Annotated in this window: 10 protein-coding genes, 1 tRNA gene, 1 rRNA gene and 1 pseudogene; 12 read left to right on the top strand and 1 reads right to left on the bottom strand. The window is 48.0% G+C overall.

All coding sequences use genetic code 11. From position 1 onward, the window contains the following. Positions 1–107 precede the first annotated feature (107 nt). The 5 genes from BLR42_RS04325 (at position 108) to BLR42_RS04305 (ending at position 5,716) form a co-directional block, all read left to right on the top strand. Positions 108–560 carry a HipA domain-containing protein gene (locus BLR42_RS04325; RefSeq protein ID WP_091866948.1) on the top strand — a complete coding sequence of 151 codons (453 nt, stop codon included), beginning with the start codon at positions 108–110 and terminating at the stop codon, positions 558–560. Next, entirely contained in the window at positions 554–1,774 is a 1,221-nt protein-coding gene (locus BLR42_RS04320; RefSeq protein WP_091866945.1) for a glycosyltransferase, read from the top strand. The genes BLR42_RS04325 and BLR42_RS04320 overlap by 7 nt, the downstream gene beginning before the upstream one ends. 34 nt (positions 1,775–1,808) lie before the next feature. Beyond that, positions 1,809–2,411 carry a hypothetical protein gene (locus BLR42_RS04315; protein ID WP_091866943.1) on the top strand — a complete coding sequence of 201 codons (603 nt, stop codon included), beginning with the start codon at positions 1,809–1,811 and terminating at the stop codon, positions 2,409–2,411. A 102-nt stretch (positions 2,412–2,513) separates the two neighbouring features. Then, the gene (gene glmS, locus BLR42_RS04310; protein ID WP_091866941.1) at positions 2,514–4,382 is read left to right on the top strand and encodes a glutamine--fructose-6-phosphate transaminase (isomerizing); all 1,869 of its coding nucleotides are present in this window, start codon (positions 2,514–2,516) and stop codon (positions 4,380–4,382) included. Positions 4,383–4,399: 17 nt separating this feature from the next. Continuing rightward, positions 4,400–5,716: a sugar phosphate nucleotidyltransferase gene (locus BLR42_RS04305; protein WP_091866938.1), complete on the top strand. Its 1,317-nt coding sequence runs from the start codon at positions 4,400–4,402 to the stop codon at positions 5,714–5,716. 47 nt (positions 5,717–5,763) lie between these two features. Here the strand turns inward: BLR42_RS04305 and BLR42_RS04300 are convergent. Then, positions 5,764–5,849: transfer RNA gene (locus tag BLR42_RS04300), tRNA-Ser, on the bottom strand. A 231-nt stretch (positions 5,850–6,080) separates the two neighbouring features. Here BLR42_RS04300 and dnaX point away from each other — a divergent pair. The 7 genes and pseudogenes from dnaX to BLR42_RS04265 all read left to right on the top strand — a co-directional run. Then, positions 6,081–7,721: pseudogene (gene dnaX, locus BLR42_RS04295) on the top strand (DNA polymerase III subunit gamma/tau); the annotation flags it as partial. An 814-nt stretch (positions 7,722–8,535) separates the two neighbouring features. Beyond that, a complete protein-coding gene (locus BLR42_RS04290) occupies positions 8,536–8,886 on the top strand; it encodes a YbaB/EbfC family nucleoid-associated protein (RefSeq protein WP_022761037.1) in 351 nt (116 codons plus the stop codon). Positions 8,887–8,918: 32 nt separating this feature from the next. Continuing rightward, a complete protein-coding gene (gene recR / locus BLR42_RS04285) occupies positions 8,919–9,518 on the top strand; it encodes a recombination mediator RecR (RefSeq protein WP_022761038.1) in 600 nt (199 codons plus the stop codon). Between the two features lie 179 nt (positions 9,519–9,697). Beyond that, positions 9,698–10,738: an aldose epimerase family protein gene (locus BLR42_RS04280; protein ID WP_091866934.1), complete on the top strand. Its 1,041-nt coding sequence runs from the start codon at positions 9,698–9,700 to the stop codon at positions 10,736–10,738. A 20-nt stretch (positions 10,739–10,758) separates the two neighbouring features. Then, the gene (locus tag BLR42_RS04275) at positions 10,759–12,069 is read left to right on the top strand and encodes a DUF5711 family protein (RefSeq protein ID WP_091866932.1); all 1,311 of its coding nucleotides are present in this window, start codon (positions 10,759–10,761) and stop codon (positions 12,067–12,069) included. Between the two features lie 11 nt (positions 12,070–12,080). After that, positions 12,081–12,533 carry a CvpA family protein gene (locus BLR42_RS04270; protein ID WP_091866929.1) on the top strand — a complete coding sequence of 151 codons (453 nt, stop codon included), beginning with the start codon at positions 12,081–12,083 and terminating at the stop codon, positions 12,531–12,533. 320 nt (positions 12,534–12,853) lie between these two features. Continuing rightward, a 16S ribosomal RNA gene (locus BLR42_RS04265) occupies positions 12,854–12,978 on the top strand; the annotation flags it as partial.

Raw genomic sequence — 12,978 nt, 5'->3', positions numbered from 1 at the left:
GGAGCTGCAAATATCTTAAGAAAAGTATTCCCAAAGGTAACCCAATGGGATAGAGGCATAGTGGACATGCCCTGTTCTTTGGGATGCACTAAGCATCCCAAAGGTTCATGCCGCTCTGCGGCATAACAGAAATCTCTTCCGACGCAGAGTCGGTGGAGATAGTTCATATTACAAAACGCGCTGATCGGGTAAATGCGGGGAAATCCACTGATTCCACAAAAATGCTGCTCGCAATGGAGGACTTTTGTCAGCTGTCAGGGAGACTTACAAGCGATAAGTACAAGAGCTCTTATGAGCAGTGCGGCAAGGTGATCTCCAGATATTCCAAAAATGTTGGCCTTGATATGGCAGAGCTGTATTACAGACTTCTTTTCTGTTTCGTAACCGGTAATTCCGATATGCATCTTAAGAATTTTTCACTTATCGAAGATAAGCCGGGCTCAAGAAAATTCGGCCTGTCTCCGGCGTATGATCTTCTTCCGGTAAACGTGATACTTCCTGATGATTACAAGAAAGCGCTGACAGAACTTATAGAGAAAAGGTGTGAGATACTTTGCTAAGAAAAATAATTAAAAAACTTTTTCCGTATATCTTCCGCGAACATGTGCGCGGTCTGATTTTCAGAATCAATTATCCAAAGATAAAAAGGACGGAAACCAATTTCAAAACCTATCCGGATGGAATTAATCTTATCGGCCATGCCAGGGGAGATTTCGGACTTGGTGAGAGCTGCCGCCTTGTGGCTGAGACTATCAAGACCTCCGGAATACCCTTTACAATTAAGAATACTTTTCAGAATAAAAATGCGAGCGAAACAAACACCTCCTACGCTGAGTACGAGTCGGAGGAATTAAAATATAACGTCAATCTCATTCACATAAATCCCAATGGAATCGTGAGATTCACATTACATAGTGACAGGAGCCTTTTTGATAATAGATACAACATCGCCTTCTGGCTCTGGGAACTTCCCGAGTTTCCGCCGGAATGGGTATATCAGATCAGGATGTTCGATGAAATCTGGGCGCCCTCTGCTTTTGTTGCGGACGCGATCAGAACGGTTACTGACAAACCTGTGCACACGCTTCCTTATGCCATGAGAGAACCCGCCACTTTGGAAAAATGCGACAGGGACTACTTTGGCATTCCGAAGGATAAATTCCTTTATCTTATGTCCTACGACGGACTAAGCAATTCCGACCGCAAAAATCCTGAGGCCGCGATAGCAGCATATAAAGAAGCTTTTCCCACAGAACTTCCGGATGTCGGCATCATCATCAAGGCGACGCACGCAGGAGAAGCGGAGATGGCGCATTTCCACAAGCTCATGGAGGGCTATGAAAATGTGTACATTTTAACGGACAGCTTTAGCAAGGAAGAATTCAACAGCCTTATAAAGTGCGCGGATGCCCATATCTCGCTCCACCGCTCGGAGGGCTTCGGACTTGTCATGGCAGAGGCCATGTTCCTCGGAACTCCCACAGTTGCAACCAACTGGTCAGCCAACGCAGAGTTCATGTCAGAGGACGCCTGCTGTATGGTTCCGGTGAAAATAATCCCCATCGAGAAGGAGACACCTCCTTACCACAAAGGAAATCACTGGGCGGACCCCGACGTCCATACCGCCGCGCAGTTCATCAGAAGACTTCACGACGACACAGATTTTTACAACCATAAAAAAGAAGCAGCGGCAAAACACATCAGAGAGCGCCTGTCACCGGGCCTTTCAGCAGCCATTTTGAAGGAGCGCTTCGATGCGCTGACAAAAACTTGATTTTAAGGCATAATGGTTAAGAGGAAAAAACGGTATGAAATTATTAAAGAAACGAAAATTCAGAATGGCTCTCTACTTTTTATTTGGGTATCTAAGCCTGGTGGCATTCAGCCTCGCAGCCAGCAACAGAGCACCGATTCGAAACAATGAGAGCATGATAATAACTGACTACAGGACCGGGGTGGAGCTTGAAACCATTCCTTACGGAAACCACAGCTTCAAGGCCGCCGTCAAGGACAGCATCGTACTCCACGCCCCAGTATCCCTCATGTCGGGCCAGAGCTTCCATGTAAAATACAGAGCAATTCTAGAGGGAGAAACCGAAGCTAAGGTCACAGCTGACCTCTCCGCTCCCGGCTACGACCTCTCATCCTGCTCCTTTACAACAGACATAAAGGAAGGCAAAAACATGGTGGAAGGCGACCTCGTCTTCGACGGAGTAAACCACCCGCAGACCGCTGAGATCAACATCTACTCATCCACCCCGGGTGTCGAGATCACAATCGCAAAACCCCACTTCACCAGAACGGAAGAGATCCGTGTCGGCTACCTTGCATACACAGCCCTGATCATGACCTTCATCTTCATGGCACTCGGCGCCATACTTCTCATCCGTGACCGCCGTCAAACAGTTTAACTTGCCCTTTTCCCCAAAATGAATATAATGGTTGAATAGACAAAAAGAGCGCAGCTCTTTTAATAAACGTTGCAAACAACATCTTAGAAAAGGAAATAATATATGTGCGGAATAGTAGGATATGTAGGAAAAAAGCAGGCAGCACCCATTCTTCTTGATGGACTCTCCAAGCTCGAGTATCGCGGATATGACTCCGCGGGACTTGCTGTAAGAGGCACTGACGGCAAAGTCAAAGTCGTTAAGGCCAAGGGCAGACTGAAAGTCCTCTCTGAGAAGACCAATGACGGTGCATCACTTGCAGGAACTATCGGAATCGGCCACACAAGATGGGCTACCCACGGTGAGCCTTCAGAGAACAACGCGCATCCCCATGTTTCAGCGAATCAGTTTGAGCATGGAACCACAGTCGAAGAGGCCAACGTTGTCGGCGTTCATAACGGAATTATCGAGAATTATCAGGAGCTTAAAGAAAAGCTCATGCGCCACGACTATGAGTTTTACTCACAGACAGATACCGAAGTTGCCGTAAAGCTCGTTGATTACTACTACAAAAAGTACAACATCGGACCCATCGATGCGATTGCAAAGACCATGGTTCGTGTCCGTGGTTCATACGCCCTTGCCCTCATGTTCAAGGATTATCCGGATGAGGTGTGGGTTGCCCGCAAGGATTCACCCATGGTAATCGGTATTGCGGATGGCGCTACTTACGTTGCATCTGATGTTCCCGCAATTTTGAAATACACCAGAAACGTATACTACATCGGCAACCAGGAGATGGCCCGCCTTGGAAAAGGAGAGGCTCATTTCTACAACCTCGATGGCGACGAGATCCAGAAGGAAAAGGTTGAGATCAAGTGGGATGCCGAGGCAGCAGAGAAGGGCGGCTATGAGCACTTCATGATGAAGGAGATCCACGAGCAGCCCAAGGCAGTTGAGGATACTCTCAGCTCCGTTATCAAGGGTAAAAAGATCGACCTCACAGAGTGCGGCATCAGCGATGAAAAGATCAAATCCTTAAGACAGATTTTCGTCGTAGCTTGCGGTTCTGCATGGCATGTAGGTATGGCGTCGCAGTACATATTTGAAGATCTTGCTAAAGTTCCCGTTCGCGTGGAGCTCGCTTCAGAATTCAGATACAGGAAGCCTCTACTTGATAAAAATGACCTCGTAATCGTTATCTCCCAGTCCGGTGAGACTGCTGATACCCTTGCGGCTCTTCGTGAGGCGAAAAACCAGGGCGTTGCAACCCTCGGAATCGTTAACGTTGTTGGCTCTTCAATTGCAAGAGAGGCTGATCATGTCCTCTACACCCTTGCAGGACCAGAGATATCTGTTGCTACAACCAAGGCATACAGCGCTCAGCTCGTTGCCTGCTACGCCCTTGCAGTTCACTTTGGATTTGTAAGAGAGAACATAGACAATAAAGCATACGCAAACTACATTGCTGAGATGAAAACTATTCCCGAGAAGATACAGAAAGTCCTCGAGGATAAAGAAAGACTTCAGTGGTTCGCGGCAAAATACGCAAATGCTAAGGATGTCTTCTTCGTGGGACGCGGCATCGACTACGCTGTATCCCTGGAAGGAAGTCTTAAGATGAAGGAAATCTCCTACATCCACTCTGAGGCCTACGCTGCAGGCGAACTTAAGCACGGCACCATCAGCCTTATTGAGGACGGAATCCTTGTTATCGGCGTCCTCACCCAGAACGACCTTTACGAGAAGACCATCAGCAACATGGTTGAGTGTAAGGCAAGAGGCGCATACCTCATGGGACTTACAACCTACGGCCACTACGAGATCGAGGACACTGTGAATTTCGCAGCCTACGTTCCCAAGATTGATGAACACTTCGCTGCATCCCTCGCAGTCATCCCGCTCCAGCTCCTCGGCTACTACATCAGCGTTGCCAAGGGCCTTGACGTCGACAAGCCCCGCAACCTCGCCAAGAGCGTCACCGTAGAATAACGGAAAGGCAACACTTAATGAACATAATTCTTTTATCAGGTGGCTCGGGCCAGCGCCTTTGGCCACTTTCAAACGATGTAAGATCGAAACAATTTATAAAAATATTTAAAGACAACAGCGGCGACTACGAATCCATGGTCCAGCGCGTTTTCCGCCAGATCGTTGAAGTCGATCCCGCTGCCAATATAACCATAGCAACCAGCAAAACCCAGGTTTCGGCAATTCACAACCAGCTTGGAGAGAACGTCGGCATCTCAATAGAGCCTTGCAGACGTGACACATTCCCTGCAATTGCTCTGGCAAGCGCATACCTTCACGATGTACAGAAGGTAGCTCTTGATGAAGCCGTAGTGGTATGCCCGGTTGACCCGTACGTTGACAAAGAATACTTCCTTACGCTCGAGAAACTCTCGAAGCTCGCAGAGACCGGCGACGCCAACTTAACACTACTTGGCATCGATCCCACCTATCCTTCTGAGAAGTACGGCTACATCATCCCTGAGAACAAGAGAGACGTATCAAAAGTTGTATCCTTCAAGGAGAAACCCGACGTAGAAACAGCAAAGGACTACATCTCAAAGGGTGCGCTCTGGAACGGTGGAATTTTCGCATACAAACTCTCATACCTTCTTGAGAAGGCTCATGAGATCATTGACTTCAAGGATTATCAGGACCTCTTTGATAAATATGCTACTCTTGAAAAAATATCCTTCGACTATGCAGTTGTAGAGAAGGAATCCAAGATTAGCGTAATGCGTTTCGGAGGCCTCTGGAAGGACCTCGGAACCTGGAACACCCTCACCGAGGCTATGGAAGAGAACGTCATCGGCAAGGCATATCTCAATGAAAAATGCGAAGGCGTCCATGTAATCAATGACATGAACATCCCGATAGTTGTTATGGGATTAAAGAGCGCGATTGTTGCTGCATCACCCGACGGAATCCTTGTATCCGACAAGGAGCAGAGCTCACACATCAAGCCCTATGTCGAGAAAATCGAGCAGCCCATCATGTTCGCTGAGAAGTCCTGGGGAAGCTACCGCGTCCTTGATGTTGAGAAGGACTCCATGACCATCAAGGTTACACTTAACCCTGGCCACTCAATGAATTACCACAGCCATGAGAGACGCGACGAAGTATGGAGCATCGTCCGCGGTGTCGGTAAGACCATCATCGACGGCGAAGAGCAGACCGTTCGCCCCGGAGATGTCGTTAACATGAAGGCCGGCCAGAAACACACCATCAAGAACGACAGCAACGAAGAACTTCAGCTCATCGAAGTCCAGCTCGGCACAGACATTACCGTCGACGACAAAATCAAATACGACCTCTAACAAAAAAGCTTCGAAGCCAACCGGCTTTCGAAGCTTTTCTTTCATAGCGGAGTCGGAGGGATTCGAACCCTCGTGCCCCGAAGGACAAACGCATTTCGAGTGCGCCTCATTACGACCACTTTGATACGACTCCAAATTTTATAAGATCCCGACATCCGTCAGGATAACCTACAGCGTGCATCAGCGCGCTTTTTTATTATACGAGCCCTCTTTTCCTAAGTCAATAAACTATTGTTGATGCGCCTCTAATTGAGTATAATTAGATGATTAGAGTATGAAAAGGCCGAGCAGATTTTATAGGCTTACTAACAGCCTGGGGCGTTAAACATACCTCAAAGAGCTGCCCGGACAAATGGGGATTTTAATGGCATACGTAGCTTTATATAGAAAATTCAGACCGCCTGTCTTCGACGACGTCAAAGGACAGGATCATATAGTGACTACGCTGAAAAATCAGATAAAATCCGACAGGATCGGACACGCGTATCTGTTCTGCGGAACCAGAGGAACCGGTAAAACCTCGGTGGCGAAGATTCTCGCAAGAGCAGTCAACTGCGAAAGTCCGAAGGACGGAAGCCCCTGCGGCGAGTGTCCCACCTGCAAAGCGATTGAGTCCGGTGCAGCGATGGGTAATGTCATCGAGATCGATGCTGCATCCAACAACGGCGTAGACAACATCCGCGAGATCATTGACGAGATCTCATATTCACCCACCGTTGGCAAATACAAAGTATATATCATAGACGAGGTCCACATGCTCTCGACCGGCGCTTTCAACGCACTTTTAAAGAGCCTTGAGGAGCCCCCATCCTATGTGATTTTCATTCTTGCGACCACTGAAGTGCAGAAGATCCCGATCACCATTTTGTCGAGATGCCAGCGCTATGATTTTCACAGAATCACGATCGACACCATAGCGGACAGACTCCGCGAGGTAGTGGACAAGGAAGGCGTACAGGTCGAGGACCGCGCGCTTCGTTATATCGCGAAGGCCGCTGACGGCTCCATGCGTGACTCGCTGAGTCTCCTTGATCAGTGCATCGCCTTCAACTACGGCGAGGAGCTCACCTACGACAGGGTGCTCGGCGTGCTCGGCGCAGTGGACACCGCTATTTTCGGAAAACTGTTTTCATATCTCATCGTCCAGGACGTGACGGGAGCTCTGAACCTCCTATCGGATATCGTAATCCAGGGACGCGAGCTGACACAGTTCGTCAGCGATTTTATCTGGTACCTGCGAAACCTCATGCTGGTCAGCACCTCCGACAACATGGAGGACGCGGTGGACATGTCCACTGACAACCTGAATTCGTTAAAAGAGCTGGCGCAAAGCTCCGACATCGACACCATAATGCGATACATTCGCGTGTTCTCGGAACTCTCGCAGAACTTGCGATTTGCCGCCGCAAAACGTATTCTAATAGAGGTGGCACTGATACGCCTCTGTAAACCGCAGATGGACGAGGACACCGACGCGCTCATCGACAGAATCAGAATTCTCGAGCAAAAGAGCGAGCAGCTTGACGGCGTTCTCGGCGGAATCCAGAGCGGACAGATAGCAGTTAATGTAGCAGGTGGTGACGGAGGTAACGGCCCGGGTTTTAACGGAGCCGGTGGTGCGGGAGCAGGCGGCGCCGACGCAGGAAGTACAGCCACTTCCAAGGACAGAGCCAAGATGCTCGAAGCCGCAGTTGCAGAGGATGTGAAGAAAGTTGTCAACAACTGGAATCGCATACTCAACCGGATGGGAATGCCCATGAGAGCCTTCATGACCAAGGCACTGCTTAGCCAGGGCGAGGATGGCAAGCTTTTCATAGTCCTCGACACCAAGGAAAAAGCGGCCAAGTACAACGACGGCGAAGGCCGAGAGGAACTATCCGCAATCCTTGACGAGTCCATCGGCAAACATGTGGACTTTGAAGTCCGCTTCACAACACGCGACAAACCCGTAAACGAGCAATACGTCAGCCTGAACGACATCCACTTCGACATCGAAATTGAGGACGAAGTCAACATGCCTGTTGTTCCGGAGATGGAAACAACCTCTGAGCAGACTGATGCTAACGAGACAGCTTCCGAGCAGACAGATGATGCCGAACATTCTGATTCTTCAGAGATTGAGGTTTCGCCAGCTAATTCTGATGAGCTCTTGAGTAGCGATAATTCTGAGACTCAAGTAGCTGATACAAGTGCAGAGCCTCAGGCAGCTGTTGCTAGCGAAGAGCTGCAAACTAATAATGCTGACGCAGAGTCACAATTATCCGGTCAGGAAGAAGCAGACACTTTTGAGGATTCCGGCGGCGACATCATTTCCGGCCTTAGCGAGGACGAATATTACGCTGCAGCTGCAATGGAGAGCGTAGCCTACGATATGCATCAGCAGGCCATGGACGATGAGAGCGCTTTCGAAGAGAAAGATACTGATGACGACTGACAATATCGGCTTAGTAAGAACTTCACTTTTAGATTGTTTCCATGAGGAAAGCGAATTTTGTAAATATAGAGCCATTTTTTGAATTTTGGTACCCATTTTGGAAGCTTTTTCAGCATAAAATACAGGCATTTGTAAATAAACAGCTTTTTTTGATATTTTGGTACCCATAAATTCTAAAAATATGTATACCAAAATGGTAAATACCGCCTTTTATTTACAAACCATCCTGTTTTCATGGAAAAATAAGTGAAAAAGGTATACCAAAATGAAAAAAATCGCCTTTCATTTACAAATCACCTAGCCTTCAAGAAAAAGCAAGTGAAAAAGATATACCAAAACCGAAAAAATCGGCAAACAAAACCCAACACATTAGGAGGAAATACAAATGGCAAAACGTGGAGGATTTCCGGGAGGAATGCCCGGCAACATGAATAATCTTATGAAACAGGCGCAGCGCATGCAGCGCCAGATGGAGGAGAGCCAGAAGGAGCTCGAGACCAAGGAATTTAAGGCAAGTGCAGGCGGCGGAGCCGTTGAAGCAACAGTTACAGGTAATAAGAAGCTTACAGCAATCACAATTGCACAGGACGCAGTTGATCCCGATGACGTTGAGATGCTTCAGGACATGATACTTGCAGCAGTTAATGAGGCAATGGAGCAGGCTGAGAAGGCTCAGGGCGACCTTATGGGCAAAATGACCGGCGGCCTCGGAGGTCTCGGAGGACTTCCGTTCTAATACAGGCTACGCCTCGGAGGAATTTTGTTTTAATGGATCTATACAGCGGACATATCAACAGACTGATCGATGAACTGTCATCCCTTCCCGGGATTGGCGGCAAATCGGCTCAGAGACTGGCTTTTTATATCATAGGACTTCCCAAGGACAGAGTTCAGCGCCTTGCGAATTCCCTCACCGATGCGAGGGAGAACGTGCACTACTGCAGCAAATGCTGCACCCTGACCGACGGAGAGATCTGCCCCATCTGTGCTAATGAAAAGCGCGACCACAGCACAATCATGGTGGTCGAGAACGCCAGAGACCTTGCGGCCTATGAAAAGACAGGAAAATACGAAGGAGTCTACCATGTACTTCACGGCGCCATTTCACCCATGCTGGGAATCGGCCCCGGCGACATCAAGCTAAAAGAGCTTGTCCAGAGACTCCAGACAGATGAAGTAAAAGAAGTAATTATCGCAACGAATTCAAGCCTTGAAGGTGAGACCACGGGCATGTACATAAGCAAGCTCATAAAGCCCACCGGCATCAAGGTTACAAGAATCGCCAGCGGCGTTCCCGTCGGCGGCGACCTTGAATATATAGATGAAGTCACACTGCTCAGAGCTCTTGAGGGCAGAACCGAACTGTAAAAATTAAGCAGAGATTAACCCTTGCCTTCCCCTTGGGGCGGCATGAACTGTTTATCTAGCCTTCCCCTTGGGGGGCGCTCGACGTCCGGGGGACGTCGGTTCAGCGCGGACCGAAGCGGAGCGAAGACAGGTGGCACGAAGTGCCGGATGAGGGGCATAAGGGGAAACGGAGGAAAAACATGAGTGTAAAAAGAGAATTTCTTGGGGAAACAAAAGACGGCGCACCTATTTACGGTTATCATATGACAAACAGCCAGGGAATGGAGGTTTGCCTTTTGAACTACGGCGCTACCATCCGCAACATCTTTGTAAAGGACAAGGACGGCGAGAAAAGAGATGTGGTTCTCGGATTCGATGATCCGGAGAAGTACTTCGACAACTCCTGCTTCCTGGGCGTTGTTGTAGGCCCTGTTGCGAACAGAGTCGGCGGCGCAAGCTACGAAATCGACGGAAAGAAATTCGAAATGCCTGTGAACGATGGACCTAACAACCTTCACAGCGATTTTGACAACGGTTTTCATAAGAGAGTCTGGGAAGCCGAGGAGACAGACGACAGCGTTAAGTTCACATTAAAAGCGGATGACGGAGATCTCGGATTTTCCGGAAACAGATTCTTCTCCGTTACTTATACACTTGGTGAGGACAACTCTCTCACACTTCATTACCATGCAACAAGTGATGCTAAGACCATGATCAACGTCACAAACCACTGCTACTTCAACCTTCGCGGACAGGGCTCAGGCAAGATCACGGACCACGTTGCACAGTTCAATTCCAGCAAGACCACAACCGTCGGAGAGGGTCTCATCCCCACAGGCGAGATCGCAGATGTTGAGGGTACACCTTTTGATTTCAGAAAAGAGAAAGCTATAGGTCTTGAGATCGACGCCGACAACGATCAGATAGCTCTTGGCGGCGGCTACGACCACAACTTTATTATCGATGGCGCAGACGGCACCAGAAGAACCTTTGCTACAGTTAAGTGCCCCGACAGCGGCATCACAATGCAGTGCTCAACAACACTCCCTGCATTCCAGTTCTATGCAGGCAACTTCCTTGAAGCCAAGGGAGGAAAAGACGGCGCCGATTACGGCAAAAGAGATGGCTTCTGCTTAGAGACTCAGATTCATCCCGACGCAATCCATCACAGCAACTTCCCGGATGCGGTTTTCGGACCTGAGCGCGAGTATGACTCCATCACAGTCTATCGCTTTATCTAAATACCAGAAAAGAGTAACAAATGGCAGAAGTCAAGGATTTCACCAAATACATAAAGAAACTTCAGCGTAGAAATGGCAAGGGAAAGGATGAGGATGACAATCCCTTTGCCGCGCTAAACGATGATTACGCCTGGGATTCGGACGACGACGCACTGGATTCCGATGACGACTACGAAAGCGTCGGACCATCCTATCAGGAAAAAATCCGAAACCACAGAATCGCGGTTTTCATAAGGACCGTAGTTATCATCGCAATTGCGGCTCTCCTGGTGGGAGCATTGTATGTAAGCTGGAGAGATAAGCATTTCACGGAAGCGAATATCATATCTTCGGTAAAACTGACTGATGCATCCGGAGCCAAGGCGCTAAACCTCGGTGGAAACATTCTCACCTACAGTAAGGACGGCATGAGCTGTCTTGACGGAGAGGGGCAGCAGCTCTGGAATCAGACTTATCAGATGCAGAACCCGACCGTTCACACCTGCAAAAACGTAGTAGCTGTCGGCGATTACAACGGTCACAACATCTACGTTGCGAATACCTCAGGAACACTTGGGGAGATCGACACCAACCTTCCCATCAGGGATTTCTGTGTTGCTTCCCAGGGAGTTGTGGCAGCAGTACTCGATGATAAAACCGTCACATGGATTTATCTCTTCGATGCCAGCGGCAACACCCTTGCAAGCTTTAAGACAACCATGCAGGACAGCGGCTACCCCACGGACATTTCGATTTCACCAAGCGGCGAGCTCGTCTGCGTATCTTATCTGAAAGCTGATAGCGGCAAAATCAAGACCAGCGTTGCGTTCTTCAATTTCGGAGAAGTCGGACAAAACCTTTCCGGCAACTACGCCAGCGGATACGAATACCCGGATGTGGTCGTTCCCTACGTACAGTTCATGAACAACTCCAAGATCTTTGCTGTTGCTGACGACAGAATCATGTTCTTCTCAGGAAAAGAGATACCGACAAGTCAGACCGAGAGCCTGACAGGTGATGAAGAAATAAGATCGGTATTCTACAGCGAGTCACATGTCGGAATAGTCTTCATGAACAACACAGACCAGGGCGCATACAGACTCCAGATCTACGGCGAGACCGGAGCTCTCGAGACCACCATATATTTCGACACCGAATATGTAGACGTACTCTTCGAGAACGATCAGATCGTCGTTTACGGGGAAAATGAGTACATACTATATGATATGAAGGGAACCGAGAAATTCAGAGGTAACTTCGACCGAGCAGTCAAAGTCATGATCCCTACAACTGTCAGAAGCAAGTTCCTCCTCGTAACCGAGAAGGCCATCGAAACTCTTGAACTTAAGTAAAGGCTGACAACATGAACATCTTAGAATTTATCTCAATGCCGCAGGTGATTGTATCACTTGCGGTTTTAATAATACTAATGTGGCGCATAGCCTACGGCTACAAGTATGGCTTCGTCGCAGAACTGATTGAAATAGCCGGCCTCGCCACGGGATTTGTGATATTTTCACTCTCTGCGGGTGCGATCGGCAAACTAATCCATGGGGAAAATCTTCATATATTAAAAACAATAATTCAGCTTGCAATTGTAATTACTATATATAGGGTCATCCAGGGAATAGCAAATGGCACAAAAGGAACCAAGAAAATCCCGGTACTTACCAATACTAATAAGGTTATGGGAGCTGCCTTCGGAGCCGTGGAAACATATATGTGGGTAATGCTCATTCAACATATAGTAGGCTATAAAATCGACGATGCAATTTCTTTTACAATTTCAAAATTAATTAGTTGCATTCCTGTTTGAGTGATGCTATAATCAACTTCGCTCACTTCGAGAGAGCAAAAATATAAGAGCTGATAACTACTTATAAAAATTCTCGAAAAAAATTAAAAAAGTTCTTGACAGAGACAGCTACTCATGATAAAGTAAACGAGTTGCGGCTGACAAGCCAAGACAAAGCACTTTGACAATAAAATAGTAATGCAACCCTGAAAATTCCAAAAAGAATATTCAGAGAACAAAACAACCTAACTTAGGTAAAAACGGACAGAACAAAGCCAAGCAATGTTCTGGCCAGAGAGAACTTGATTGCTGAGACCCGAAAGGGTTTAAGTAATAGATTTAAACGTGAGAGTTCGATCCTGGCTCAGGATGAACGCTGGCGGCGTGCCTAACACATGCAAGTCGAACGGAGATTTGACGCTGCAGAGACTTCGGTCAAAGCTTGTTAAATCTTAGTGGCGGACGG

Origin of the sequence: Butyrivibrio sp. INlla16 (genome assembly GCF_900104155.1) — a bacterium.
In the GTDB taxonomy this organism is placed as follows: Bacteria; Bacillota; Clostridia; order Lachnospirales; family Lachnospiraceae; genus Butyrivibrio.
Note: the sequence above shows the minus strand (reverse complement) of the source record. Positions and strands in the feature narration are given on the sequence as shown.